Below are 26,417 nucleotides of genomic sequence, written 5' to 3' on the forward strand. Positions count from 1 at the left end.
AACCGGGAGTAGACCGGCCCCTGCCGACGACCGGGATCCCCCTGGGGAACCGACCGCCGTCAGGGTGGGGAATTACGCCGACAGCAACCGCCCGAAGTAGGGGAAAAGCGCCGTCGCTGACACGTCACGGTGATGTGGATTGGTCCGGCCACGGTTGCTGGATTGTCGGCCCCGATGTACGCCTGTGACCCATGCATCCGGCAGCTCGGTGAACGAGTCTGGCTGGCCAACCTACGACGCGATGACAGTCTGCCCAGTGAGCCGCACCGTGTCGGCAAGGTGCCCAAGTTCTATCCGGTCTGAGCAAGCCAGAACGCCCATCTCGAACTATAAGGGGATGGGCGTTTTTCTGTCCCCTTTGTAGAGTACATAACCACTTGCACGCAATCCTTGCCAGGAGGATACTTCGGCTTATACACAGGCAGGGAAGGCCGGGAAATGGCGAGCAGTATTGCAGATGCGGTAATTGAGCAGGGTATTGCGCGGGATGCGCTCTTTGTTGGGCGGTTCCTCCGTGATCTGAGCGAGCCCGACAAGGCTCCATTGTATGGAATCTTGCCGTTCTGCGTGATCCCTTACTTCTCCCTGTTCGTCTATGAGGCAAATCTCAAGCCGAACCACATCGACCCTGCGGTACGCGCCGAGTTGTCGCAGGATGCCGAGGAGATTATTGCTCGCTCGCGGCATAGCTTGAAGCTGTTCGAAGACACGCACCGCTGGATCGCGGGGCAGATCGACTACTTCAACAATGAGATCTTGCCCGCGCACTCCAGCCATTTTCTCGGGAATACACGGTTGTCGATTGCCCGGTTCCTCGAAACGGATCTGGGAATCTACTGTTATGACGGACGCATCATTAGCACTACGCACAGTGCCACCTTCCATCTCGGAATAGAGCCAAAGCAGTTGCTGACCGCTGGCGGGCCGTACTTGGTAGCTCTCTTCGAGCGGTATGGTCGATTCTTTCGTAAGCTCGGAGCGACGATGGATTCTGGTCCTGATACGTTCGTCGCACATCTTGATGCCCATAAGATAGATGGCGGGCGCAACAAGCGGGCTGCCAAGTATTACGCCCGCGTCTTCAATGGCAAGGAGAATCCTGCCATCAACGGCCTGTTGGTGGGTTTTCAGGGGATCGTCAACTTTGCCGATGGGCTCGTTGCCGCAGACACTGACGTCCGGAATCTCGAATACACAGCCTTCAAGATTCGATACATGGCCCTATATACGGTGCTGGCCAGTCTGCGGAAGCTTCACGACGACGCCAATTACCCGCTTAGCAGTCGTTCAATGGGGTTCATCAAGAGCATCATCGACTCCCCCGAGGCTCAGGCTATTACGGTGCGTTCGGCGAAGCCGTTCCGCAACACGCTTATGCACTACAATCTTCACACGCGCCTTGACGTCTCGAAGGTGAATCTCGGCGAGTCGCTTTTTGGTCTGGTGCCCGAATACTTCCCCGATCATGACGCGCAGACGTTTGGCACACTTGTGGACACTTGCATCCGTGAAACAGCTAGTGCGCTTAATGAGTGGGCGGCCGGGTGATGGGACCTGAGGGATGGTCAGGATTCGGGTTGGGGTGATCTACCACGACCACCTCGGCTGCCGCCCTTTTCTGATGCCGTATCGGCAGGGGGCGGTGTCGTGGCCTGCCCCAAGATGCTGGTGATGGCGGCTCTGCGTGCCTTAAGCCTCTCCTCCTCGGCATCCAGCTCGGCCATTGCCTTCTGCTGCACATCCTCATCTTCAAGTGTCTGCGTGACCCAGAGATTGAGCGCCTCGACGCCAACGTCGTTAACGCTCTGCCCAGTTATGCCGCGCAGGCCCTCAATCTGCTCTCGGAGGGTGGGGTCTATACGTACTGCGAAGACCACGACCTTGCGTTCTTCTTCTGCCGCGACCTGTGGTTGTAATTCTGGTTGTTGTTCGCTCATCCGAGCCTCCTTATACTTAGCCGTTAGCGGAATTAATTATAAGTCAGCTTTCGTAAGTTTTGTATTGCATTTGTGGGAAAATGAGCAGCCCACCCGCCGGCCAAGAAGGTGACGAGTGGGCTGCTCATGCAGCGTGGTCTGTGGTCAGCTCCGGTCGTGTCGATCGCGGAGTTGTACCCCGCGCCTCAGTAGACGCAGACGCACAGCACCACCAGAGACATCGAGCTGCTTGCCGATACGTGCCAGGGATAGGCCCTGCGCATACAGGCGCTCGGCTTCGTCCACATCTGCTTCGGTCAGGAGCTGCCAGCGGGTCTTGACCTTCTGGCGTTTGAGGATTTCGCCCACTGTTCTGCGGTTGATCTCGAACCGGTCGGCGAGCTGGTAGACCGTGGCACCTGCTTCATACGCGGCGACCAACTCTTGCACCTGGTCGTCCTTGAGCCGCCTAGCTGTACCGGGCGTAGCGGTACGTTCCCGCTTCACTGCTGGTGCAGCGGGGCCCGGCAGAGTGGCGACAAGGTGCTGAAGTGCCCGGAGCTGGTAGGTAGTGTTCCAGTCAGGAGCGCTGTCGCGCACTTGTGCGGTCTGAACTGTGGGGCCTGTCACTTCGGTGGCGGGCCCCACAGTCGTTGCGCGACCCGGGTCGTTCGCACCCTCGCGGTAACTTTTCAACACTGCTAACTATTGGATAGCGTGGAGAGGTAGCATGGGCGGATGGACCGGCCCGCCTTCGACGTCTTCGCCGCCGACTGCCCCTCGCGGGCCGCGTTGGAGCACATCACCGGGCGCTGGGGCGTCCTGGTGCTCGGCGGCCTGGCCGACGGCCCGAGGCGGTTCAACGAACTCGGGCGCAGGATCGACGGCCTCAGTCAGAAGATGCTCGCGCAGACGCTGCACGCGCTGGAGCGCGACGGCTTCGTCGAACGCGAGGTGCTCGGCACCACTCCACCGCATGTGGTCTACCGGCTCTCGCCGACCGGCGCCGCGATCGGCGCCCAGCTGATGGAGCTGGTCGGCAACCTGGAGGCGCTGATGCCCCAGGTCCTCGCCTCGCGCTCGCGCTACGACCGGCAGCATCCGGAGTCGGTCTGAATGGCCACCGACCCCGCCGAGCCCGCAGGCGAGCCCGACCCCGCACCCGGCCTGCTGGCCGACTACCTCGCCGGGCTGCGCCACGACGCACTGGTCCGGCTGCTGATCGAGGCCGCCGCCGAGGACGGGCAGTTGGACCAGCGGCTCCGCGCCGCCGCCGTCCGGGAGGGCTTGCGCGCGGCGGCGGCCGACCCGGTGGCGCTGGCGCGCGCGGTCGGCACGGCGCTGGAGCCGGTCGGCCCGCTGGACCGGACCGGCTCGTCCGGCTACGCCGAGCAGGTGGACGGCGCGGTCGCGCTGCTGCGACGGGCGCTGGAGCTGCGCCGGGACCGGGCAGCGGCGGTACTGCCGCTGGTCGAGGACGCCGTCGAGCGGTTCACCGAGGCGACCGCCGCAGCCGACGACCCGTCAGGGGCGCTGCGGGGAACCGCGGACGCCCTGGCCGAACTGCACCTGGCCGCGTGCGACCAGGCCCGGCCGAAGCCGGAGCCGGTGGCACTCGCCCGCTGGCTGGCCCGACAGCACCTCACCCGGAGCCGCGGCGAGCTGCCGCGCGCCGTCGACGCCTACCGGCACCTGCTCGGCGAGCCCGGCTCGGCCGCGTACGGCGAAGCCCTCACCGCCGCGTGGGAGCACCCCGGCGACGGCGCGGTCGGGCGACGGGCACTGGCCCGGCGGATGGAGCAGTGGCTGACGCTGCGCGGTGACACCGACGGGCTGGTCGCGGTGCTGGCCACCGACCTGGGCCACCCCAGCCGCTATCTGCGCATCGCGGAACTGCTGGCCGCCGCAGGCCGTGTGCCCGAGGCCGTCGAATGGGCCGAGCAGGGCCTGACCCCCGCCCCCGACAACCGAGTCCACGACGCCCCGGTGGTGGCCTTCCTCAGCACCCACTACGCCGCGACCGGCCGTCACGACGACGCGGTCACCCTGCTCCGCGACCAGTTCCTGCGCCGCCCCGATCCCGCCGCCTACCGCGCGCTGCTGGACGCCGCGACGCAGGCAGCCGAGACGTCCGACGGCGACCGCCGCTCCCTCGAACGCGCCTGGGCCCTGGCCGAACTGCGCCGCAGGGCGGCCAAGAGCACGGCCCGCAGCTGGGAGAACCCGGCCGGGCCGCTGATCGAGGCGCTGTTGGACGAGGGCGGGCTCGACGCCGCCTGGTCGGCGGCCGTCGAGTTCGACGCCCCGCACCCGACCCTGCTCCGACTGGCCGAACTGCGCGCCGCGACCGCACCGGCCGACGCCGTCCCGGTCTACCGTCGGGAGTTGGACCAGCAGATCGAGGCGATGACCCGCGCGTCCTACCGGGCCGCCGCGGAGCGGCTGGTCCAGCTGCGCGAGCTGTACCGGCGGCTGGACGCCCCGGAGGAGTTCGAGGCGCTGCGCGCCGAGGTCCGCGACACCCACCGCGCCAAGGGCACCCTGATCGCCGACCTGGACGCCCACGGGCTGTAGCGGCCGGGACAGGAAGAGGGGCGGACCGGATGACCGGACCGCCCCTCACTCACTTCCCTCGGTTCACCTCATCACTGACGCAGCGTCAGCGGTAGTGGTGTCCGTGCTGGTACGACCGGAGGTAGCTGCCGGTCGGCGAGCCGACGCCGGTGACGTTGTCGTAGCCGCGGTTCGCCGACAGGGACGAGTCCTTGCCGAGGGTCCGGAGCGAGGTGAGCAGGCCGTCCGAGGCGTCCACCCCGTTGGCGAAGTCCACCCGGACGTCGGCCAGCGTGGTGCCGGGGCCGAACGGGTGGTCCGTCACGTCGTGGAAGGACGAGCTGCCGTACCGGGCGTAGATGGCCGGGTTGGCGAAACCGAGCGGGAAGCCGTTCGCCTGCTGGGCCAGCGCCTGGATGCCGGCGATCAGCGGGCTGGCGAGGCTGGTGCCGCCGATCCGGTACTCGCTGTACTTGACCGAGTTGTCGGGGAAGGTCTGGGTCTGACCGACCAGGAAGCCGGTGGTCGGGTCGGCGTCGGCCGCGATGTCCGGCACCACCCGGTTGACTCCGCCGTTCGCCGTCGCCAGCGCCTTGGGCACGATGCCCTTCTGGTAGTACGGCTGCGCGGTCCTGGCACTGGTGCCGCCGCCCGCGCCGCTGGTGAACGGGCCGGGGAAGCCGGCCCAGCTCTTGCCGTCGGCCGACAGGGAGGCCTTCTCGGTGCCCCAGCCGGTCTCGAACTCGTAGTTGCCGTGCTTGCCCACCGCCAGCGAGGTGCCGCCGACCGCGGTCACCCACGGCAGCGAGGACGGCATGTCCGACTGCTTGGTGCCGGTGTTGGCCAGCTCGTCGCCGTCGTCGCCGCTGGAGAAGTAGAAGCCGATGCCCTCGATCGCGCCCTTGGTGAAGGTCTGGTTGTAGACCGCGTCGAGCGACGGGTCGCTGGCGTTCTCCGGCTCGCCCCAGGAGTCGCTGACGATGGTCGCGAGGCGGTTGTCGACGATGGTGTTGAGCGCGGCCAGCAGGTCGTCGTCGTAGCAGGAGGCCGCTCCGACGTAGGTGATCCCGGCCTGCGGGGCCATCGCGTGCACCGCCTCGACGTCCAGCGTCTGCTCCCCGTACCAGCCGGAGGCGCCGCAGTCGTCGTCGGCCGTGTGGGTCCACCCGGCCGGGTCGACCTGCTTCAGCTGGTTCCTGGAGTACGGCGCGTCGCCGTTCCTGGCCGCGTAGGTCTTGGCGTCGGAGACGATGGTCGGCGAGTCGTAGGCGTCCACGATCGCCACGGTGACGCCCTTGCCGGTGAGCCCGGTCGGGGTGGCGCCGTAGGCGGAGCGGAGCTGCTTACCGGTGTAGCCCTTGATCGTGTAGGGCTGCACCGCGCCGTACGCCTTGGGCGTGCCGGTGGCCGTCTTCGAGCCGTAGTAGCTGGAGAACGGGCCGGAGTTGACGAAGGCCGCGCCCGGGCCGGGCAGGGTGTCGGCGGGCGCGGTGTCGTGCTGCGCCTTGACCGGGACGGTGCTGAGGCCGTCCACCGAGAGCACCGCGGAGGCGACCGACGCCGGGACCGTGGCCTCGGTGTCGGGGGCGCGGTAGGTGTGGCCGTCCTTGGCGTAGGAGTGCAGCTGCACCGCGAAGGCGCGCTGCGCGGCGGCGGCGTCACCCTGGACGGTGAGGTAGTGCTGGTTGCTGCCGGTGACCTTGAGGCCGGCGCTGGTGAGCCAGGCCTTGACCGCCGCGATCTGCTGGGCGGTCGCGCCGAAACGTTCCTGCACCTGCTGCGGCGTCAGGTAGTGGCCGTAGGAGGCGGAGGCCGGGTTGGACACGGCCTCGGCGAGGGCGGTCTGCCCGGCCAGGTCCCGTCCCGCGAGGTACACCTTGGCGGTGACCGCCGTGGAGGGCGCGGTGGCCCCCCGGTCCGCCGACGGCTTGGCCCAGGCCGGCTTGCTGCCGGCCAGTGCCGCACGTCCCTGGTGCGGGGTTGCCGCCTGGGCCTGAGCCCCGGCCGCCACGGCCGCGGCAAGCAGCGGCAGGGTCGCCGCCACGGCTATGCCGGCGCGCCGACGAGATCCCTTGATGCGCATCAAACACCCTTCGGATCGATGGGGAGGACGCGGCCCCTCAGCCCGGCTGTGACGGCTGTGGGGCCGAAGCGAAGCGGCCCGAACTGTTCATTCGGTTGAAGTGCATTCGACAGAGAAACGTGTATACGACGATTGGTCAAGAGCCCCTGTGCGACCGGTCAGAGGTACGTGTGCGACCGGCCATTGCGGCAGCTGGGGAGTGGGTCACGGGTTGTCCGGACAACTTCACGCGGTTGTCATCACTCGGAGTGGTGTCCGCTCCGGCGGCGGGCCAGCCGACGGACCGTGAACCCGGTTGCGGCCAGTCCCGCGGCGAGGCCGAGGAACGGGAGCGGCGGCAGGTCGGAGCCGGTGGCGGCGAGCGCCGGACGGACGGTCAGGGTGACGGTGTGCCGCAGCAGCTCGCCCTTGCGGTCGATGCTGGTGTAGCGGAAGGTGTCCTGGCCGGTGAAGCCCGGCTCCGGGGTGTACCGGATCTTGTTGCCCGACAGCACCTCGGTGGTGCCGTGCTCGGGCGGGTCCACCACGTGCGGGTGGGCGTTCTCGCTGGGGCCGGGCCCCGGCGGGACGTCGATGACGACCGAGCCGCCCGAGGGCGCGTCCACCGGCGGCTCCGGCGGAGCCGGCGCCGGGGCGCAGCGGAGCTTGAGGTCCGCCCCGCTGACGTCCTTTCCGCTGCTGGTGTTCGCGGCGGTGCTGGTGGTCTTCGGGGTGTAGCCCTTGGGGGCGTTGAGCACCGCCCGGTAGGAGCCGGGGGCGAGGTCGTCGAAGCGGTAGCCGCCGTCGGCGGCGACGGTCGCGGTCACCGGCTTGCCGTCGGTGCCGGTCACCGCCTTGCCGTTGTCCGCGCGCCGCAGCGAGACGGTGCTGCCGACCGGGGTTCCGCAGTCCGCGCTGACCTTGCCCTCGACGCTGGTGGCCAGCGAGGCGGTCCAGACCTGGTAGATCGGGATGCCGATCTGCACGCTGAAGGTGAAGGTCAGGCTGGTGACCGGCACCGTCGGCTGGAACCAGCCGGACGCGCCGTTGGTGTCGACGACATTGCCGGTCAGCGTCGAGGTGGCCGGGTCCCAGGTGGGCACGTCGGTGAAGGGTCCGGAGCCGGTGCAGGACGACGGCTTGGGGCTGTTGACGCAGTAGTTGAAGACGCCCTGGAAGCCCAGCTGGGCCGCTCTGAGCGGGGTGCCGCCGACGCCGAGCGCGGTGACCCTGACCTTGTCGGCGTCCACGTCGCCGAGGGCGAAGGCCCAGCTCCCGGCAGGCGTCGGACTGGCGAAGGTCAGGGTGGTGGTGGACGGTGCGCCGCCCTTGGCCGAGCCCGCGTTGATGTAGCGCTTCCCCTGCGAGCTGCCGTAGCGCGCCCCCATCGGGGTGTCGGCGCCCAGGAACGCCGACGCGCCGGAGGGGGTGCTCACCGAGCCGGCGTCGGTGTGCACGGTGGCCTTGGGGAAGCCGTCCAGCGGGATCTGCATGGTGCCGGAGCCGCCGCTGACCGCCCAGTCCCCGTACGCGGAGACCGTGCCGGTGGGGGCGGCGGCCGAGGCCGTCGCCAGCGCGACGGGACCGGCGACCAGTGCGGAGGCCAGCAGGACACGGAGCGGCGCGGAAGGAGTGATCACCCGACCATGCTTGACAGCGAGTCAGCCGCAGTCGGGGGAGGCGCACCGGATTTGTCATTACATTAGCTGATCTGGCGTAGCGGCCTCCGGCCTGCCCGCCCAGGCTCCGAGCCGGCGTTCACCTCGGGGCCGGCCGCCATAGTCCCGGTGTTCGTCTGCTCTCCCTACGGTGGCCCACGACTTCCACCCGTAGAGAGCGAGTCGCGGCATGAGCAGCCCGATACCCATCCGACCCAGCCGTCTGCTGGTCAGCGCCGCCTGCCTGGCACTGCTGGCAGGCGCGACGGCCGCGGTCGGCTCCACCGCCGCGCAGGCGGCGGACCCCGGCAGCACCTTCAGCGCCGGGGATGTCGTCGTCTACCGGGTCGGTGACGGAACGTCCGCGCTGTCCGGAGCCGGTGCGCCGGTGTTCCTGGACGAGTACTCCCCGGCCGGGGCCCTGGTCCGCTCGGTGGCGCTGCCGACCACCGCGAGCGGGGCGAACAAGTCGCTGGTGTCCAGCGGCTCGGCCACCTCCGAGGGCGGCCTGACCCTCTCCGCCGACGGCCGCTACCTGGTCGCCACCGGCTACGCCGCGTCGGTCGGCGCCACCGGCCTGTCCTCCTCCGCCGCCGCGACCCTGCCCCGCACCGTCGCCCGGGTCGACGCGTCGGGCACGGTCGACAGCAGCACCTCGCTGACGGACTTCGCGGACGGCAACAACCCGCGCAGCGTGGTGAGCGACGACGGCCAGGAGTTCTGGGTCGGCGGCGCGGCCGGCGGGGTGCGCTACGCGCCGCTGGGCGCGACCAGCTCCACCGCGCTGACCGCGAGCAGCTACAAGAACGTGCGGCAGCTGGCCATCGCCGACGGACAGCTCTACACCTCCGCCGACCCGAGCAAGGCGTCGGTCACCGTCGCCACCGTGGGCGCCGGCCTGCCGACCGGCCCCACCCAGCCGGTCACCAACCTGCCCTTCGGCTCCACCGCGCCCACCGGCCCCTACAGCTACTCGCTGCTGACGCTGGGCCAGGGCAGCACCCCCGACACCCTCTACGTCGCCGACAACGCCCTCAACGCCATCGTCAAGTACGGCCTGGTGAACGGCAGCTGGGTCCAGCTCGGCTCGGTCGCGGTGCCCTCGGTGACCGGCCTGACCGCCAACGACGACGACGGCGCCGTCACCGTCTACGCCACCAGCAGCGGCACGGCCGGCACCTCGGGCACCCTCTACCAGGTGACCGACGGCAGCGGCACCGGCGGCACGCTCACCGGCTCCGCCACCGCCGTGGCCGAGACCCCGGCCAACGAGGCGTTCCGCGGCGTGGCCTTCGCCCCGGGCACGGTCATCGGCAGCGGGGGCGGCGGCAACGGCGGCCCGACCACCGTGCCGCCCACCGTCACCACCCCGCGCAGCGGACTCCCGGCCGCGCTGGGCGATCCGACCGACCCGACCCTGCCGGTCAGCGTCGGCGACACCGACCCGGCGGTCACCGACCCCGGTCAGCTCACCGTCACCGTGACCTCGTCCAACCCGGCGGTGGCCCCGGCCGCGGGCATCAGCGTGACCGGCACCGGCGCCGACCGCACCCTCACCGTCACCCCCGCGGCCGTCGGCTACAGCACGCTCACCCTGACCGTCACCGCCCCGGACGGCACCAGCGGCAGCACCCAGGTCCAGTACGGCGTCTCCGCCGACCTCGGCGACCCCGGCCAGCGCTACTACTCCGGCGCGGGCAACGCCTCCGCCGCGGTCGACGTCGGCGGCGGCTACATGCTGGTCGCCGACGACGAGAGCAATGTGCTGCGGCTCTACGACGAGACCCGCTCGGGCCCGCCGGTGCGCAGCTTCGACTTCACCGGGCAGCTCCCGGACGGCAAGGACGAGGCCGACCTGGAGAGCGCCGCCCGGGTCGGCGACACCGTCTACTGGGGCGGCTCGATGAGCAACAGCTCCAGCGGCTCGGTCCAGCCTTCCCGCAGCACCCTCTTCAGCACCAGGATCACCGGATCGGGCGCGGACACCCAGCTCAGCTTTGTCGGCGCCTACACCGGGCTGCAGGCCGACCTGACCGCCTGGGACCACGCGAACGGCCACGGCCTGGGCGCCGACTACCTGGGCCTGACCGCCTCGGCCCAGTCCGGCGTCGACGGCCACGGGAACGACGCGCTGAACGTCGAGGGCATGGAGTTCGCCCCCGGCAGCGACAGCACCGCCTACCTCGCCTTCCGCGCCCCGCTCGAACCGACCACCGACCGGCACCTGGCCCTGGTGGTCCCGGTCACCAACGCGGACCGGATCGCCGCCGACAGCTCCGGCAGCGTGCACGCGGCCTTCGGCGCCCCGATCCTGATGGACCTCGGCGGCCTGGGCATCCGCGACATGCGCAGGAACGCCGACGGCCAGTACCTGATCCTCGCGGGCAGCGCCGACGGGACCAACGACTCCTTCGTCCTCTACAGCTGGGACGGCGAGCCCAACGACCCGCCGCTGCGGGCCGGACCGGCCCTGCCGATCGAGCCGGGCAACGGCAACCAGGGCTCCTGGGAGACCATCGTCTCCGTCCCGGACCCGCTGACCGCGGGCTCGCCGCTGCACCTGGTGCAGGACGACGGCGACACCGCCTGGTACGGCGACACCCACACCTCCAAGTCCGGCCTCGGCCCCGACCTGATGAAAAGCCTCGGCCAGGTCTTCGACTACGTCCCCGGCACCCCGCTGGCGACCACCACCGCCCTGTCCACCCCGGCCACCGGCACCGCCCCCGGCGCGGGCCGGCCGGTCAGCTACACCGCGAAGGTCAGCGGCCCGGCCGGAACCCTGGGCACCCCCGGCGGGACGGTCAGCTTCAGCAGCGGGACCGGCGCCTCGGCGGTCGGCTGCGCGGCCGTCCCGGTCGACGCCACCGGCACCGCGACCTGCACCGTCAGCTTCCCGGCGACCGGGAACGCGACGATGACCGCGAGCTACGGCGGCGACGGCTCCTTCGCCGCCTCGTCCGCGAGCGACACCGTCTCGGTGCGGACCGCGACCAGCGTGGCGGTGCAGGTGCAGCCGCAGACCGTGGTCGCCGGCGGCCCCGCGGTGATCACGGTGGGGGTGACTTCCGACAAGGCCCTCGCGCTGCTGCTGTCCGGCGGCAAGGTCACCCTGACGGTGACCGACGCGAGCGGCGCGTCCGTCCCCTGCCTCGGGCTGATGCTGCCCGGCGTGGGCGGCGTGTGCGCGGTGCTGCCGGGCCAGTTGACCGCGGCGAAGGGCCCCTACCGGGTCACCGCGGCGTTCGCCGGGAGCCAGCAGTTCGCGGCGAGCAGCGCGAGCGCCCTCTTCACCGTCAGCGCGAAGCGATAGCGGGGGAGGCGGGCCGCCCGGCCCGCCTCCACTCCACGTAGCGGCCCGACTCGCGCATCAGGCCGTTCATGAACCAGAGCACCACCACGGTGTCGTCGGTCCAGCCGAGCACCGGGATGAAGTCCGGTATCGCGTCGATCGGGCTGACCACGTACAGCGCCATCAGCAGGAAGAAGCCGTACAGCTTGCCCGGGGAGACCCCTCGGTAGCGGCCGAAGGTGACGTCCTTGACCAGGAACGGCGCCGAGACGATCCGGCGGACCAGGCCGGGGCTGCCCGGCCGCCGGGTCTCCCGGTAGAGGCTCCAGGCGGAGCGGCCGACGTTCACGGGCGCGTGCGGCTTCTTCATGGCTCCCTCGCAGGGTGCGTCGGTCGGGCGGTCGACCGGTTCCGGGGCAGCGCCTACCCCGACCGGCCGTCCGCACGCCCTCGGGCCGCCGAACTCCGGCCGCCGACGGCTCAGTTGGCCGCGGGTTCGGCGGCTGCGGGTTCGGCGGCTGCGCCGTTCCACCAGGTGTGCAGCAGGAACGCGACCGCCGCGCCCAGCGCGTACCAGGGCAGGTCCGCGACGTCGAAGGTGGAGCCCAGCGCCAGACGGGCCAGCCTGCTGTGCCGGGCCAGCTCCGCCGAGTACGGGCTCAGCTGCGAGAACTCCACCGCCCAGCTCACCGCGAGGGCCACCGCGGCGGCCACCGCCGGCCGGGTCCGCGGCGCAGCCAGCAGCACCAGCGTCCACAGCAGCAGGGTGTAGAGCACTCCCCCGGTCCAGGCCCCGACCAGCCCCGGGGCCACCAGCCCCACCGCCACCGTCCCCGCCACGGCGACCGCGGCACGCCCCCTGGTCAGCGGCACTACGCCCCTGCGATCCGCTCGTGGTGCCGGATCACCTCGGCGATGATGAAGTTCAGGAACTTCTCCGCGAAGGCCGGGTCCAGCCGGGCGCTCTCGGCCAGCCGCCGCAGCCGCTCGATCTGCTCCTTCTCCCGCCCCGGATCGGCCGGCGGCAGCCGGTACTCGGCCTTCAGCCGGCCGACCTCCTGGGTGCACTTGAACCGCTCCGCCAGCATGTGGACGATCGCCGCGTCGATGTTGTCGATGCTCCCGCGCAGGCGTGCCAGCTCGGCCCGCGCATGGGCGTCCACACTCCGGTCGGCGTCGGCGGCGCTGGTGCTCTCGGTCATGCTGTATCCCCCGTCGGGCGGCTCAGGTGGTCGCACGGCTCAGTGCGTGATCGTGGATCTCTGGGGGCCAGGATACCGATTCGGCATTTGGCTCAGGATCATGTAATCTCAGTCCAGTCAGCACGCGCCGCTAGCTCAGTTGGTTAGAGCAGCTGACTCTTAATCAGCGGGTCCGGGGTTCGAGTCCCTGGCGGCGCACTGCAGGAAAAGGCCTCTTCGCCCATGGTGGAGAGGCCTTTTTCATGGGGCCGCCGACCAGATCCGTCGGCCAGCGCTGTCGACCGACAGCGGTGGACTGCCGTGTCCACCGATCGGTGGACCCGCGGTTTCCACCGTTCGCTGCTCATGGCGGACCGGCCGGTCCCGGCAGTGTTGAGGCATGGGGACAGACACCGGCACAGCAGACATCGCGATCCGGGCCCGAGGGCTGCGGAAGGCCTACCAGGACGTGGTCGCCGTCGACCGGCTCGACCTGGAGGTGCGGCGAGGCGAGATCTTCGCCCTGCTCGGCCCGAACGGGGCGGGGAAGACCACGGCGACCGAGATCCTGGAGGGCTACCGGGACCGGGACGACGGCGAACTGAGCGTGCTCGGGGTGGACCCGCGCCGGGCCGGCTCCGACTGGCGGCAGCGAATCGGAATCGTGCTGCAGCAGAGCGGCGACTTCGACCTGCTCACGGTGGAGGAGGTGCTACGGCACTTCGCCCGCTACTACCGGACGCCCAGGGACGTGGACGAGGTGATCGAGGCGGTCGGGCTCGGCGGCAAGCGGCGCAGCCGCACCGGCCTGCTGTCCGGCGGCCAGCGCCGGCGGCTGGACGTCGGGCTCGGCATCCTCGGCAGCCCCGAGCTGCTGTTCCTGGACGAGCCCACCACCGGGTTCGACCCGGAGGTCCGGCGGCAGTTCTGGGACCTGGTCGACGGCCTGCGGGCGGGCGGCACCACGGTCCTGCTGACCACCCACTACCTGGACGAGGCCGAACACCTGGCGGACCGGGTCGGCGTGATCCACCGCGGCCGACTGGTCGAGGTGAACACCCCGGCCCGGCTCGGCGGACGGCAGCAGGCCGGGGCGGTGGTCGGCTGGACCGACGCCGAGGGCCCGCACAGCATCGCGACCAACGAGCCGACCAGGACCGTCCGCGAACTGGCGGCCCGGTTCGGCGGCGGCGAGATACCGGAGCTGACGATCAGTCGGCCCACGCTTGAGGACGTCTATCTGCACATGATCGAGGGGGAGGGGCAGTCATGACCACGACGTTGACCGGCACCGGCACCGACACCGGCGAGCAGGGCAGCCAGGGTAGGCAGGGCAGGCAGGGCAGGCAGGGCAGGCAGGACGAGCAGGGCGGGGCGATCGGTGCGGCCCCGGTCCGGGCGCTCGGCGCGGCGCCGTCCGCGCTGCGGCTCGGGCTGGCCCGGGGGGCGCTGGAGACCCGGCAGTTCTTCCGCAGCAGGGCGCAGATGTTCTTCACCTTCTCGATGCCGGTGGTGATGCTGCTGCTGCTCGGGGTGATCTTCCCGTACAAGGACCCGGCCAGCGGCGTCAGCACCCAGCAGATCTACACCACCGGCATGATCGGCGTCGGGATCATGGGTTCCAGCCTGCAGAGCCTGTCGCTGCAGATCGCCGGGGAGCGCCGCAACGGCACGCTGAAGCGGCTGCGCGGCACCCCGCTGCCCAAGTCCTCGTACTTCATCGGCAAGATCGTCATGGTGCTGGTGTCCAGCCTGGGCCAGGGCGCGGTGCTGCTCGGCGTCGGGCGGCTGTTCTTCGGGGTGCGGCTGCCGGTCGACCTCGCGCACTGGCTCACCCTGGGCTGGGTCTACCTGCTGGGCGTGACCGGCTGCTCGCTGCTGGGCATCGCCTACAGCAACCTGATGCGCGGCTCCGACTCCGGGGCGGTGGCGATGCTGCCGATGATGGTGCTGCAGTTCATCTCGGGAGTGTTCGTGATCTTCAGTCAGCTTCCGCATACGCTGCAGGTGGTGGCATCCTTCTTCCCGCTGAAGTGGATCTGCCAGGGCATGCGCTCGGCGCTGCTGCCGCAGGCCTACGCCGCCACCGAACCGGCCGGCGGCTGGGAGCACGGCCGGACCGCGCTGGTGCTCGGCGTCTGGGCGGCAGCCGGGCTGCTGCTGTGCCTGAGGACGTTCCGTTGGAAGAGCCGGGAGGACGGATGACCAGCAGCGACGTCCGGGACGCCGACCCGCGGGACGCCGGGTCGGACGGCTGGATCAACAAGGTCTTCCTGATGTGGCACGTCTCCTTCGCCGTCCTGGTGGTGGCCGCCGTGGCCAGCCTGCTCGGCGACGTGGACGGCTGGCTCGTCTACGCCCTGGTCGCCCTGCTCTGCGCGGCCTACGCGGGTCTGCTGGTCCCCTGCCTGGCCCGGGACTCGCTCCGGCTCGGCGTCGGCTATCTGGCGGTCGCCGGACCGGTCGTACTCGCCCTCGGCTACCTCGACCCGAACGGCCTGATCCTGCTCTACGCACTGTTCCCGCAGGTCTTCGGCGTGCTGCAGGCGCGGCGGAGCCGGCTGCTGGTGCTGGTCGCGCTGGCCGCGGGCGCGGTGGCGGTCGGCCTGCGGCACGAGGAGCTGACCACCGCCGTGGTCCAGGTCGGCATCGCCCTGCTGGTCAGCCTGCTGATCGGGACCTTCACCCAGGTCATCATGCGCGAGGCCGAGCGGCGCGGACGGCTGATCACCGAGCTGGAGGCCGCCCGCGCCGACCTGGACGAGGCGCAGCACCAGGCCGGGGTGCTGACCGAGCGTCAGCGGCTGTCGCACGAGATCCACGACACCCTGGCCCAGGGCTTCACCAGCCTGATCATGCTGATCCAGGCCGCCGACGCGACCGTGGACCACGATCCGGCCGCGACCAGGCACCGGCTCGCCCTGGCCGAGCGCACCGCCCGGGAGAACCTCGCCGAGACCCGGGCCCTGGTCGCCGCGCTGGCCCCGGTGGACCTGCAGTCCGCCCCGCTGGACACCGCCCTGGAACGGGTGACCGCCCGCCTCGGCGAGGAGCTCGGCATCCCGGCCCGGGTCCGGATCGAGGGGACGCCGCGGATCCTGCCGCCGGACGTCCAGGTGGTGCTGCTGCGGTCGGCCCAGGAGTCCCTGGCCAACATCCGCAAGCACGCCGCGGCGGGCCGGGTGGACGTCCGGCTGCACTACGCCGACGGCGTCGGCACCGCCCGCGACGGCTCCGGCACCGGCGTGCTGTTGGAGGTCCGCGACGACGGCAAGGGCTTCTCCCCCGGCACCGCGGGCGGCTACGGTCTGCGCGGGATGCGGGCCCGGGTCGAACAGGTCCACGGCACCGTGGACGTCAGCAGTGCCCCCGGCGAGGGCACCACCGTGCGAGTGGAGATCCCCTGATGGCGACGAAGACGGTGCGGCTGCTGCTCGCGGACGACCACCCGGTGGTCCGGGCCGGGCTCAGCGGAATGCTCGCCGCCGAACCGGACCTGGAGGTGGTCGGCGAGGCCGCCGACGGCGCGGAGGCCTGCGCGCTGGCCGCCGAACTGCGGCCCGACGTCGTGCTGATGGACCTGCGGATGCCGGTGCTGGACGGCGCCGCCGCCACCGCCCGGCTGACCAGGGAGCTGCCCGGGGTCCGGGTGCTGGTGCTGACCACCTACGACACCGACGCCGACATCGTCCGCGCGGTGGAGGCCGGGGCCAGCGGCTACCTGCTCAAGGACACCCCGCGGCTGGAACTCGCAGCCGCGGTACGGGCGGCGGCCCGCGGCGAGACCGTGCTCGCGCCCGCCGCGGCGGCCACGCTGCTGAACCGGGTCCGCACCCCGGCCCCGCCGCCCGCCGCGCCGGTGCTGCTGACCGCCCGGGAGACGCAGGTGCTGGCGCTGGTCGCGCGGGGGCTGACCAACGCCGACATCGGCCGGGAGCTGTTCATCGCCGAGGCGACGGTGAAGACGCACCTGATCCGGGTCTTCACCAAGCTCGACGTGGACGACCGCACCGCCGCCGTCACCGTGGCCATGCGCCTCGGCCTGCTGTCCGCCGAGCCCGGCTGACCCCGGCGCTACCCGGCCCCGGCGCTACCCCGCCCCGCCGCGCAGCAGCTCCTCGATCGCGGCGGCCGTCATCGCCCGGCCGAAGTGCCACCCCTGCGCGCTGTCGCAGCCGGTGGCCCGCAGCAGGTCGGCCTGCAGCTCCGTCTCCACGCCCTCGGCGGTGACGGTCAGCCCCAGCGCGTGCGCCAGCCGGACCAGCGCGGAGACGATCTGCTCGTCCGCCTCCCGGGAGGCCCCCTCCTGGAAGCCCTCGACGAAGCCGCCGTCCAGCTTGAGCACATGCACCGGCAGCCGACTGAGGTAGGCGAGGTTGGAGTACCCGGTGCCGAAGTCGTCGATGGCGATCCGCACCCCCATGTCCGCCAGCGCGTGCAGCGCCTCCAGCGGCCGTCCGGCCGGGCCCAGCACCGCGCTCTCGGTGAGCTCCAGCTGCAGCAGCCGGGACGGCAGCCGGGTCTCGCTCAGCACCTCGGCCACGTCGGCGACCACGTCCGAGTCCCAGAACTGACGTGCCGCCAGATTGACGCTCATGAACAGCTCGGCCTCGGGGAAGCGCTCCAGCCAGTCCCTGGCCTGGACGCACGAGGTCTCCAGCACCCAGCGGCCGAGCGGGACGATCGCGCCGGTCTCCTCGGCGATGGTGATGAAACGATCCGGCGAGAGCTTGCCGAACTCCGGGTGCTGCCAGCGCACCAGCGCCTCGACCCCGCGCAGCCGGGCCTGCCCCGGCCCGCCGCGCAGCTCCACCAGCGGCTGGTACTCGACCACGAACTCGCCCCGCTCCAGGGCCGGGAGCATGGTGGTGGCCAGCACCTGACGGGTGGTCCGGTGCGCGATCCGCTCCGGGTCGTAGAGCGCCCAGCGGTCCCGGCCGTCGCTCTTGACCCAGTTCAGCGTGGCGTCGGCGTCCTTGACCAGCTCGCCCGGGTTGGTCCCGGGGATGGGCCGCTCCACCACGCCGACGCTGGCGGTGGCGACCACCCGCTGGGCGCCCAGGTCGTAGGGGGCGGCGAGCAGTTCCACCAGCTCGGCGGCCAGCGCCTTCAGCTCGTCAGGACCGGCGCTGCGCGGGACCAGCACCGCGAACTCGTCCCCGCCCATCCGCGCCACCAGGTGGCCGCGCCCGCTGAAGCGCTGCTCCAGCCGTTCCGCCACGGCGACCAGCAGCTCGTCGCCGACGTGGTGGCCGAGGGTGTCGTTGACCGCGGCGAAGCCGTCCAGGTCCAGGTAGCAGAGGCCGATCCGCTGGTCCGCCTCGGCGAAGGCCCCGGCCAGCCGGTCGAAGAACAGCGACCGGTTCGGCAGCCTGGTCAGCGGGTCGTGCATGGCCTGGTAGTGCAGCCGGTCGCCGAGCCGCCGGGCCTCGGAGACGTCCTCGACCATGGCCAGGGTGTACTGGGGGCGGCCGTCGGCGTAGCGGATCAGCGAGATGGTGATGTTGGTCCAGACCGTGTGCCCGCGCCGGTGCTTGAGCCGCTTCTCCAGCCGGAGCCGGTCCCGGTCGCCGTGCAGCAGCTCCAGGTAGGCCTGGCGCGGGTCGTCCTCCACGTCCAGCAGTTCGTGGATGTGCAGCCGGATCAGCTCCGGGACGGTGTGGCCGAGCATCGCCGCCAGCGCCGGGTTGGCCTCGATGATGCGGTCCTCGGCGTCGACCAGGGCCATGCCGATGCCGGCGTCGGTGAACGCCGCCCGGAACCTGCTCTCGCTCGCGTGCAGGGCCTCGGTCAGCTGGGCCGTGTCGGCCACCGCCGCGCCCGCCACCGCACCCGCCCGCGCGACCGCGCTGTCCCCGCTGCCCCCGTTGCTGACACTGCTCGGGCCTGGCACAGCTCTCCCGTCCCGCGCTCCCAGGGTGGTGATGACCGCGGGCGGTGGTGACCGCGGTGGTCATGACCACATCCGCTACGCAACGTAGCGATCATAGGCAGCGCATTCCGGCCGCTGCCACCGAGAACGGCCGGATTCACTCCTCCGTGGAGCACCCGGGGGCGCGCGGAGCCGCCGCACGCGCCGTGGCCCCCGCCCGGAAGGGGCGGGGGCCACGGGAGGGCCGACTGACCAGGCCTTAGCCCAGGCTCGCCGTCAGCGTGATCGTGGTGCCCGAAAGCGCTTGGCTGACAGGGCAGTTGGCCTTGGCGTCCTCGGCCGCCTTGACGAAGCCGGCCTCGTCCAGGCCGGGCACGGTGCCCACGACGGTCAGGTGGATGCCGGTGATGCCCTCACCGGGCTGGAAGGTGACCTCGGCCTGGGTCTCCAGCTTGGCGGGCGGGGTGCCGGCCCCGGCGAGGCCGTGCGACAGCGCCATCGAGAAGCAGCTGGAGTGCGCCGCCGCGATCAGCTCCTCCGGGCTGGTCCTCCCGTTCGCCGTCTCGGCCCGCGAGGCCCAGGTCACCGGGAACTCGCCGACCCCCGAGGTCACCAGCGAGACCTCGCCCTTGCCCTCGAGCAGAGAGCCTTCCCATTCCGTACGTGCGACGCGAGTGGTAGCCACGCTGGGTTTCCTCCTGGATTCGCGGTCGGCTCAGACGTCCGATCCTTCGCCCTGCCCAGCCTAGGACCCGGCACCGCGATATGTGCGGATCAGGCTCGTCGCAGGGCGAGTTGGTAGGGGACTTCGCGGGCTTCCGGACGGAAGCCGAGGGTCTCGTTGATCTCGATCATGTGCGTGTTGCCGATCCGGCAGACCGTCTCCACCGCCTCGACCTCCGGGTGCGCGCCGAGCAGCCACTGCAGCATCGCCGCCTTCACCCACAGGCCGAGGCCCCGGCCGCGATGCGGCTTGAGCACCGCGGTGTCGGACTGCATCGCCCTGGCCGCGCCCCGGCCGGTCGGCACCCCGCCCCGGCCCGGCAGCAGGATCTCGCTGAAACCGGCCACCACCTCGTCGCCGAGCGGGTCGAGACCGAGCGCCGCGACGGTGAGCCGGGTCTGCCCGCGCGCCGCGGTCTCCTCGGCCGCGGCGCGGACCCGGGCCTCGTCCCAGCCGGGGCCGCCGACCGCCGTCCCGTCCAGCGCGTCGCGGGTCGCCGCGTAGGGGGCGAGCAGGTCGGCCGGGGCCACGCCCTGCCAGCGGACCAGGTGGTAGCCGTCGCTGGCGGCCCTGACGATGGCGCGCAGCGCGTCCGGGTCGCAGTCCTCGACCCGGAGCAGCATCCGCTGCGTCTCCTCCCCCGGCTGGAACCCGGCCGCGACCAGCAGCGCCTCGGCGTCGGAGCCCTTGGCCGCGCCGGTCCGCAGCACGTCCGCGGTCCCCTCCGCCGCGGCGGCCGAGCGGACCGCGTCCAGCAGCGCCGCCCCGGCCCCGTCGCCGGTCCGGTCCGGCAGCACCGCCGTCAGGAACCGGCCGTCGGACCGCAACCAGGCCGCGCCGACGGCGACATCGTCCCCGGACCCGGCTCGGGCCCCGTCGCCGTCCCCGGCTCCGGACCAGGCCAGCCAGCGCAGGCCCGCCCCGCCCGGCCCCACCGGCACCGGCCCGGCGTCGGCGGCGGCGAGGACGGCCCGCCACTGCGCGCTGCCGCCGTCCCCCTCAGAGCGCTCCCCATCAGGGCGTTCGCTGTCAAGGCGTTCGATCCGGATCCGCTCGGCCCTGTCGCCCACGCACAGCCTCCATGGTCGGGGCGCCCGCGGGCGCCGTCCTGCTGCCAAGGATGCTCTTGGTCCCCGGCCCGGCGACAGGGATTCCGAAGTGTGAGTCAGATCACTTCACACAGGTTCCGCCAGCGTTCAGGCTGTGGCCACAGGGACGATGGCCAGGGCAGCACTCCCGGTTATTGAATCCAGTAGCATGATTCCGATCATGCAGGTGATGCCAAGTCATCGTGGCTCCCTGCGGAGGATGTTGGGATCGTCTGAGAATTCCGATCGGCCGAGGAGCGTCATGACTGCTGACAACTGGGACTGGGCCGCATCGGACGGCAGCCTTCCGGGAAGCGTGGACCTGCGGACGGACGTGCCGCACTCGGCCCGGATGTACGACTACTTCCTCGGCGGCAAGGACAACTTCCCGGCCGACCGGGCCGCCGCCGCCCAGGTGGTCGAGCTGTTCCCGGACGTGGTCGCCACCGCGCGGGCCAACCGCCGCTTCCTCGGCCGCGCCGTCGGCTACGCCGCCCAGCTGGGCATACGCCAGTTCCTCGACATCGGCACCGGCCTGCCCACGGCCGAGAACACCCATGAGAAGGCCCAGGCGATCATCCCCGGCGCCCGCGTGGTCTACGTCGACAACGACCCGATGGTGCTGGTCCACGCCAGAGCCCTGCTCCAGGGCAGCCCGCAGGGCCGCACCGCCTACATCGACGCCGACTTCCGCGACCCCGAGGCCATCCTGAACGCGCCGCAGGCCAAGGAGCTGCTGGACTTCACCCAGCCGATCGCGCTGATGGTGGTCTCGCTGCTGCACTTCTTCCCGGACTCGGACCGGCCGATCGAGGTCCTGGAGGGGCTCAAGGCCGTGCTGCCGCCCGGCAGCGCGCTGATCCTCTCCCACGCCACCGGTGAGTTCACCCCGCCCGAGGTCGCCGCCGCGGTGCTGAAGACCTACGCCGCCGCCGGGGTCAGCCTGACCTCGCGCGACACGGCCGAGGTGGCGCGATTCTTCGAGGGCATGGACCTGGTCGACCCCGGTCTGGTCCCGGTGCACGAGTGGCGCACCGACCACCCCGAGGACCTCGCCCTGACCCGCCCCGAGGTCGCCGCCCTCGCCGGCGTGGCCATCAAGCACGGCTGACCGGGCTCGGACCCGGAGAGCCGGAAGGAGCGCCATGGCATCCCCCCTGCGCATCGACGGAGCGCATGCCGCGCGGATGTACGACTACTACCTCGGCGGCAAGGACAACTTCCCGGCCGACCGGGCCGCCGCCGCGCGCGTGGTGGACCTGCTGCCCAGCGCCCCGACCGGCTCCCGGGCCAACCGGCGCTTCCTCGGCCGCGCGGTGCGGTTCGCCGCCGGCCGGGGCATCAGCCAGTTCCTGGACATCGGCACCGGCCTGCCCAGCAGCGACAACACCCACGAGGTGGCGCAGGCGGCGGTGCCGGACGCGCGGGTGGTCTACGTCGACAACGACCCGATCGTGCTCTCGCACGCCCGCGCCAAGCTGCGCAGCACCGCCGAGGGCCGGATCGCCTACCTGGACGGCGACTTCCGCGACCCCGCCTCGATCCTGGACGCCCCGCAGACCAAGGCGCTGCTGGACCTGTCCCAGCCAGTGGCGCTGCTGCTGGTGGCGCTGCTGCACTTCATCCCCGACGCCGAGGAGCCGGCCGACCTGCTGGCCCGCTACCGGGACGCGCTCGCGCCCGGCAGCGTGCTGGTGCTGACCCACGGCACCGGCGAACTGCTGCCGCCCGCGGTCGCCGAGTCGGTCACCCTCGCCTACGCCAGGGCCGGGCTCGACATCGTCTCGCGCACCCACGCCGAGGTGGCCGGGTTCTTCGGCGAGCTGGACCTGGTGCAGCCGGGGGTGGTGCCGGTGCACGAGTGGCGGCCCGACAACGACGAGGACCGCGGGCTGACCGCGATCGAGGTCCCCGGCTACGCCGGAGTGGCCGTCAAGCGCGGCTGACCTGACGCACCGTCCGACGCACCGCCCGCCCGCTCACGCCGACACGCCGCCCTCCCGCACCACCGCGACCCCGCCCGCCCCGAGCCGCAGCCCAGTGGCCGGGACGGCGGCCCCGGTCAGTAGTTCCACCCCGGCCGCCACCGACCGCAGCCACACCTCCCCCGGACCGTGGTTGAACAGGAACAGCCAGCTCAGCTCACCCTTCCGACGCCGCACCGCGTCCACCCCGGCCGGCTGCCCCGGCAGCACCGGGCCGACCCCGGCCGCCGCCAGCACCCGGCCCAGCAGCGCCGCGTAACCGGCGTCGTCCAGCCGGGTCGAGACATACCAGCCGCTCCCCGCCCCGAACCGGTGCCGGGTCACCGCGGGCTTCCCCGTCAACGAGCCGGCACCGTCGCCGCCCCCACACCCGTCACCCCCGCCTCCGTACGAAGCCAGGACGTCCGCCCCCTCCGCCCGGAGGTCCTCGCTCCACACCGTCCCTGACGACCCGTCCGACAGTGCGACTTCCAGGTCCGGCGGCAGCGGCCGGTGCTCCTCCACCCGGATGCCCAGCGGCTCGCGCAGCGCGCCCGGGTGGCCGCCGGTCCTGACCTGGTGCCGGGCGTCGACCACCCCGCTGAAGTACTGTGCCAGCAGCGTCCCGCCGCCCCGCACATACCGGCGCAGCGAGTCCGCGCCGTCGTCGGAGACCAGGTAGAGGCTGGGCGCGAGCACCGCGCGGTAGCCGGAGAGGTCGTCCTCGGGGTGGGCAAAGGCCACCGCCACCCCGGCGTCCCAGAGCGCGCGGTGCGCCCTGCGGACCGTGCCGAGGTAGTCGAGTCCGCTGCTGGGCATGCCCGCGCTGTCCAGCGCCCACCAGGCATCGGCGTCCCAGAGCAGCGCCACCCGCGGCGGTTCGACCCGGGATCCGGCCAGCTCGCCCAGCCGGGCGAGCGCCGCGCCGGTGGCGGCGGTCTCGCGGAAGATCCGGGTGTCGGACCCGGCGTGCGGGACCATCGCCGAGTGCCACATCTCGGCGCCCGCCCGGGACTGCCGCCACTGGAAGAACAGCGCGCCGTCCGAGCCCCGGGCGATGTGGCCGAGGCTGCTGCGCAGGATGTCGCCGGGTTCGCGGGGCAGCGTCAGGCCCGGCCGGTAGACGGTGCTGGTGCCCTGCTCGATCAGCAGCCAGGGCTTTCCGCCGCCGAAGGAGCGGGCCCGGTCGGCGCCGAAGGCGATGTCGGCGTGGGCGTCGGCGCCGGGCGCGTCCGGGTAGTGGTCGATCCCGACGAAGTCCACCTCACGGCCGAACTTCCACAGGTCCAGGGTCTGGTAGCCGGGCAGCATCAGATTGGTGCTGACCGGCCGGTCGCTGTGGGCCCGGATGGCGTCGCGCTGCTCACGGTAGGCGGTGAGCGCCAGGTCCGACCAGAACCGGCGGTAGTCCAGGGTGTGGCCGGGGTTGTGGTGCCACTGGGTCGCCCGCGGCGGCTGGACCTGCTCCCACGAGCCGTACCGCTGGCTCCAGAAGGCGGTCCCCCAGGCCTGGTTGAGCGCGTCCAGGCTCCCGTGCCGCTCCCGCAGCCACTGCCGGAAGGCCGCCGCTGCCTGCTCGCAGTGGCAGACCGTGGCGTACTCGTTGTGGACGTGCCAGAGCGCCACCGCCGGGTGCCCGGCGTAGCGCGCGGCCAGGGCCGAGGCGATGGCCGCGGCGGCCCTGCGGTAGGCGGGGGCGGCCAGGCAGTAGGTGTCACGGCTGCCGTGGGTGAGCCGGGTGCCGTCCGGGGTCACCGGCATGGCCTCCGGGTGGGCCAGGGTGAACCACGGCGGCGGGGAGGCGGTTGGGGTGGCCAGGTCGACGCTCACCCCGTTGGCGTGCAGCCGGTCCAACTGGGCGTCCAGCCAGTCGAAGGCGTAGTGCCCCTCCTCCGGTTCCAGCAGCGCCCAGGAGAAGACGCCGACGGTGGCCAGGTTGACCCCCGCCTGCCGCATCAGCGCGTCGTCCTCCGCCCAGACCGCCGGGTCCCACTGCTCCGGGTTGTAGTCGCCGCCGAACGCCAGCCGACCGTCAAAGACCACCCCCATCAACGCTCCTGATGGATCGGCAGCTCGGCTCCGTCGCGCAGGAACAGCGGGATGCGGTCCAGCGGCGCGTCCACCCGCACGGTCCGGCCGCCCTCGTACCCGGCGCCGGTCCAGGCGTCGGTCCAGTGCGCGCCGAGCGGCAGCCGGACCTCGCGGGAGCGGGCGCCGGCCTCGGTGACCGGGGCGACCAGCAGGTCGGGGCCGAGCAGGAAGGAGTCCTCCGCGGTCCAGGCGGACGGGTCGTCGGGGAACTCGACGAACAGCGGGCGCATCGGCGGCAGCCCGGTCCCGGCCGCGGCGGCCATCTGCTCCATGATGTAGGGGCGCAGCCGTTCCCGCAGGTGGAGGTATCCGGCAAGGATGTCGAAGGCCTCCTCGCCGTAGGACCAGACCTCGTTGGGCAGGCCGGTCATCGCCGGTTCGAGCTTCTGCTCCGGGCCGCGGAAGCCGTGCAGCCGGAACAGCGGGCAGAACGCCCCGTACTGGAACCAGCGGATCAGCACCTCGCGGTAGGCCGGGTCGTCCGGGTCGCCGCCGTGGAAGCCGCCGATGTCGGTGGTCCACCAGGGGATGCCGGACACCGCGACGTTCAGCCCGGCCTTGATCTGGGCCCGCAGCGACGCGAAGTCGGTGCCGATGTCGCCGGACCAGAGCGCGGCTCCGTAGCGCTGGGCCCCGGCCCAGGAGGAGCGGTTGAGCGTGACCACCTCGGTCTGCCCGGCGGCGTGCATGCCGTCCCAGACCATCCGGGCGTTCTCGCGCGGGTAGAGGTTGCCGACCTCCAGGCCGGGACCGGCGTGGTAGCGGAGGTTGGCCGGGTAGCCGGGCTTCAGCTCCGGCTCGCAGGCGTCCAGCCACCAGACCGTGATGCCGAGGTCGAGGTAGTTCTGCCGCAGCCTGTCCCAGACGAACTCCCGGGCCTCCGGGCTGGTGGCGTCGTAGAAGGCGACCTGGGCCGAGTAGGCGTCCAGGCCCTTGTCCGGCCAGTCGGCGTGGGCGACCGGGCCGTACTCGGTGTTGACCATCAGGCCCCGGTTCAGCAGTTCGTGGTAGTTCTCGCTGAGCGGGCTGACCGACGGCCACACCGAGACCATCAGCTTGATGCCCAGCCCGGTCAGTTCGGCGACCATCGCGGCCGGGTCCGGCCACTCGGCCGGGTCGAACCTCCAGTCGCCGAGGTGGGTCCAGTGGAAGAAGTCGGCGACGATGACGTCCAGCGGCAGCCCGCGCCGCCGGTACTCGCGGGCGACCTCCAGCAGTTCCCGCTGGGTGCGGTAGCGCAGCTTGCACTGCCAGAACCCGGCCGCCCACTCCGGCAGCACCGGCGCGTGGCCGGTGGCGTCGGCGTAGCGGGCCAGGACGTCGGCGGGCTCCCCCGCCGATATCCAGTAGTCCAGCTGACGGGCGCTGTCGGCGACCCAGCGGGTGCCGGTGGCGCCCAGCTCGACCCGGCCGATCGCCGGGTTGTTCCAGAGCAGGCCGTAGCCGCGGTCGGAGAGCAGGAGCGGGATGCTGACCTCGGCGTTCCGCTGGACCAGGTCGATCACCGCGCCTTTCTGGTCCAGCAGCCCGTGGGTGTGCTGACCGAGCCCGAACAGCCGTTCGCCGGGGTAGGCGCAGAAGCTCTGCTCCAACCGGTGGTAGCCGTTGCCGGTGGCGGTGTAGAGGCGCGGGCCGGGCCACCAGAAGTGCGCGGGCTGTTCCGCCAGCAGCTCGCTGCCGTCCTCGGTGCGGAGGAAGCTGAGCCGTCCGGCGGCGGAGTGCAGCTGCGGGTCGGCGGAGTCGGGGTCGCCGCCGTCCAGCCGGACCGTGATCGCACCGTTGACCAGGGTGGCGCCGCTCGGCTCCAGGGTGATCACGGCGTCGGAGCGGGCCGGGCGGTCGAGCAGCGCGCCGGGCAGGTCGGCCAGCAGCGGGCCGCCGGGGGTCGCCCTGACCCGGACCGAGTCGCGGCCCCACGGCTCGATCCGCAGGGTCTCGCCCCGGGCGCGCCACTCCAGCGCGTCGCCGAGGTCATGGATGTGTGCGGGCATGGCTGTCTCCAGGAAGGTGCGCGCC

Annotated in this window: 22 protein-coding genes and 1 tRNA gene; 11 read left to right on the forward strand and 12 right to left on the reverse strand. The window is 71.9% G+C overall.

The genetic code is table 11. From position 1 onward, the window contains the following. Window positions 1-438: 438 nt before the first annotated feature. Entirely contained in the window at window positions 439-1,548 is a 1,110-nt protein-coding gene (locus tag ACEZDE_RS31015; RefSeq protein WP_380543470.1) for a hypothetical protein, read from the forward strand. 17 nt (window positions 1,549-1,565) lie between these two features. On the opposite strand, the gene ACEZDE_RS31020 is transcribed toward ACEZDE_RS31015, so the two are convergent. Beyond that, on the reverse strand, window positions 1,566-1,937 hold the full coding sequence (locus ACEZDE_RS31020) for a hypothetical protein (protein ID WP_380543473.1): 372 nt from the start codon (window positions 1,935-1,937) through the stop codon (window positions 1,566-1,568). 144 nt (window positions 1,938-2,081) lie between these two features. Then, window positions 2,082-2,366 (reverse strand): hypothetical protein, encoded by a 285-nt coding sequence (locus tag ACEZDE_RS31025; protein WP_380543476.1) that lies wholly within the window; start codon window positions 2,364-2,366, stop codon window positions 2,082-2,084. A gap of 288 nt (window positions 2,367-2,654) precedes the next feature. On the opposite strand from ACEZDE_RS31025, the gene ACEZDE_RS31030 reads away from it, so the two are divergent. Together ACEZDE_RS31030 and ACEZDE_RS31035 are read left to right on the forward strand one after the other, a co-directional pair. Beyond that, window positions 2,655-3,032, forward strand: a complete 378-nt coding sequence (locus ACEZDE_RS31030; RefSeq protein ID WP_380543479.1) for a winged helix-turn-helix transcriptional regulator — start codon at window positions 2,655-2,657, stop codon at window positions 3,030-3,032. Further along, entirely contained in the window at window positions 3,033-4,490 is a 1,458-nt protein-coding gene (locus ACEZDE_RS31035) for a hypothetical protein (protein WP_380543481.1), read from the forward strand. A gap of 85 nt (window positions 4,491-4,575) precedes the next feature. Here ACEZDE_RS31035 and ACEZDE_RS31040 read toward each other — a convergent pair whose 3' ends face one another. Together ACEZDE_RS31040 and ACEZDE_RS31045 are read right to left on the reverse strand one after the other, a co-directional pair. After that, entirely contained in the window at window positions 4,576-6,552 is a 1,977-nt protein-coding gene (locus ACEZDE_RS31040; RefSeq protein WP_380543484.1) for a S53 family peptidase, read from the reverse strand. Window positions 6,553-6,791: 239 nt separating this feature from the next. Then, on the reverse strand, window positions 6,792-8,171 hold the full coding sequence (locus tag ACEZDE_RS31045) for an Ig-like domain-containing protein (RefSeq protein ID WP_380543487.1): 1,380 nt from the start codon (window positions 8,169-8,171) through the stop codon (window positions 6,792-6,794). A 208-nt stretch (window positions 8,172-8,379) separates the two neighbouring features. On the opposite strand from ACEZDE_RS31045, the gene ACEZDE_RS31050 reads away from it, so the two are divergent. Then, window positions 8,380-11,502, forward strand: coding sequence for an Ig-like domain repeat protein (locus tag ACEZDE_RS31050; RefSeq protein WP_380543490.1), 3,123 nt, complete (start codon window positions 8,380-8,382; stop codon window positions 11,500-11,502). Here the strand turns inward: ACEZDE_RS31050 and ACEZDE_RS31055 are convergent. The 3 genes from ACEZDE_RS31055 to ACEZDE_RS31065 all read right to left on the reverse strand — a co-directional run bounded on the left by ACEZDE_RS31055 (window position 11,486) and on the right by ACEZDE_RS31065 (window position 12,683). Continuing rightward, window positions 11,486-11,851, reverse strand: a complete 366-nt coding sequence (locus ACEZDE_RS31055) for a YkvA family protein (RefSeq protein WP_380543493.1) — start codon at window positions 11,849-11,851, stop codon at window positions 11,486-11,488. The genes ACEZDE_RS31050 and ACEZDE_RS31055 overlap by 17 nt on opposite strands. Window positions 11,852-11,961: 110 nt before the next feature. Further along, window positions 11,962-12,354 (reverse strand): DUF2809 domain-containing protein, encoded by a 393-nt coding sequence (locus ACEZDE_RS31060; RefSeq protein WP_380543496.1) that lies wholly within the window; start codon window positions 12,352-12,354, stop codon window positions 11,962-11,964. Further along, window positions 12,354-12,683: a chorismate mutase gene (locus ACEZDE_RS31065; RefSeq protein ID WP_380543499.1), complete on the reverse strand. Its 330-nt coding sequence runs from the start codon at window positions 12,681-12,683 to the stop codon at window positions 12,354-12,356. Before ACEZDE_RS31065 ends, ACEZDE_RS31060 begins: the two co-directional genes overlap by 1 nt. A 124-nt stretch (window positions 12,684-12,807) precedes the next feature. On the opposite strand from ACEZDE_RS31065, the gene ACEZDE_RS31070 reads away from it, so the two are divergent. The 5 genes from ACEZDE_RS31070 to ACEZDE_RS31090 all read left to right on the forward strand — a co-directional run bounded on the left by ACEZDE_RS31070 (window position 12,808) and on the right by ACEZDE_RS31090 (window position 16,728). Next, window positions 12,808-12,881 (forward strand) — tRNA-Lys (locus tag ACEZDE_RS31070). A 181-nt stretch (window positions 12,882-13,062) separates the two neighbouring features. Continuing rightward, on the forward strand, window positions 13,063-13,935 hold the full coding sequence (locus ACEZDE_RS31075; protein WP_380543502.1) for an ABC transporter ATP-binding protein: 873 nt from the start codon (window positions 13,063-13,065) through the stop codon (window positions 13,933-13,935). Beyond that, on the forward strand, window positions 13,932-14,867 hold the full coding sequence (locus tag ACEZDE_RS31080; RefSeq protein WP_380543505.1) for an ABC transporter permease: 936 nt from the start codon (window positions 13,932-13,934) through the stop codon (window positions 14,865-14,867). The genes ACEZDE_RS31075 and ACEZDE_RS31080 overlap by 4 nt, the downstream gene beginning before the upstream one ends. Next, window positions 14,864-16,069, forward strand: coding sequence for a sensor histidine kinase (locus tag ACEZDE_RS31085; protein WP_380543508.1), 1,206 nt, complete (start codon window positions 14,864-14,866; stop codon window positions 16,067-16,069). The genes ACEZDE_RS31080 and ACEZDE_RS31085 overlap by 4 nt, the downstream gene beginning before the upstream one ends. Continuing rightward, entirely contained in the window at window positions 16,069-16,728 is a 660-nt protein-coding gene (locus ACEZDE_RS31090; protein WP_380543511.1) for a response regulator transcription factor, read from the forward strand. The genes ACEZDE_RS31085 and ACEZDE_RS31090 overlap by 1 nt, the downstream gene beginning before the upstream one ends. Window positions 16,729-16,752: 24 nt before the next feature. Here ACEZDE_RS31090 and ACEZDE_RS31095 read toward each other — a convergent pair whose 3' ends face one another. From ACEZDE_RS31095 to ACEZDE_RS31105, 3 genes are all read right to left on the reverse strand, one after another. Beyond that, complete coding sequence (locus ACEZDE_RS31095) at window positions 16,753-18,555, reverse strand: putative bifunctional diguanylate cyclase/phosphodiesterase (RefSeq protein WP_380543514.1); 1,803 nt, start codon at window positions 18,553-18,555, stop codon at window positions 16,753-16,755. A gap of 238 nt (window positions 18,556-18,793) precedes the next feature. Next, window positions 18,794-19,219, reverse strand: a complete 426-nt coding sequence (locus tag ACEZDE_RS31100) for an OsmC family protein (protein WP_380543517.1) — start codon at window positions 19,217-19,219, stop codon at window positions 18,794-18,796. Between the two features lie 89 nt (window positions 19,220-19,308). After that, window positions 19,309-20,328, reverse strand: coding sequence for a hypothetical protein (locus ACEZDE_RS31105; RefSeq protein ID WP_380543520.1), 1,020 nt, complete (start codon window positions 20,326-20,328; stop codon window positions 19,309-19,311). 280 nt (window positions 20,329-20,608) lie between these two features. Between ACEZDE_RS31105 and ACEZDE_RS31110 the strand changes: the two genes are divergently transcribed. Together ACEZDE_RS31110 and ACEZDE_RS31115 are read left to right on the forward strand one after the other, a co-directional pair. Continuing rightward, the gene (locus tag ACEZDE_RS31110) at window positions 20,609-21,457 is read left to right on the forward strand and encodes an SAM-dependent methyltransferase (protein ID WP_380543523.1); all 849 of its coding nucleotides are present in this window, start codon (window positions 20,609-20,611) and stop codon (window positions 21,455-21,457) included. 34 nt (window positions 21,458-21,491) lie between these two features. Then, a complete protein-coding gene (locus tag ACEZDE_RS31115; protein WP_380543526.1) occupies window positions 21,492-22,292 on the forward strand; it encodes an SAM-dependent methyltransferase in 801 nt (266 codons plus the stop codon). A 33-nt stretch (window positions 22,293-22,325) separates the two neighbouring features. Here the strand turns inward: ACEZDE_RS31115 and ACEZDE_RS31120 are convergent, their stop codons facing one another. Together ACEZDE_RS31120 and ACEZDE_RS31125 are read right to left on the reverse strand one after the other, a co-directional pair. Beyond that, on the reverse strand, window positions 22,326-24,359 hold the full coding sequence (locus tag ACEZDE_RS31120; RefSeq protein WP_380543529.1) for a beta-galactosidase: 2,034 nt from the start codon (window positions 24,357-24,359) through the stop codon (window positions 22,326-22,328). Continuing rightward, window positions 24,359-26,392: a TIM-barrel domain-containing protein gene (locus ACEZDE_RS31125; protein ID WP_380543531.1), complete on the reverse strand. Its 2,034-nt coding sequence runs from the start codon at window positions 26,390-26,392 to the stop codon at window positions 24,359-24,361. The genes ACEZDE_RS31120 and ACEZDE_RS31125 overlap by 1 nt, the downstream gene beginning before the upstream one ends. Window positions 26,393-26,417 lie beyond the last annotated feature (25 nt).

Source organism: Streptacidiphilus cavernicola (genome assembly GCF_042510955.1).
Taxonomy (GTDB): Bacteria; Actinomycetota; Actinomycetes; order Streptomycetales; family Streptomycetaceae; genus Streptacidiphilus; species Streptacidiphilus cavernicola.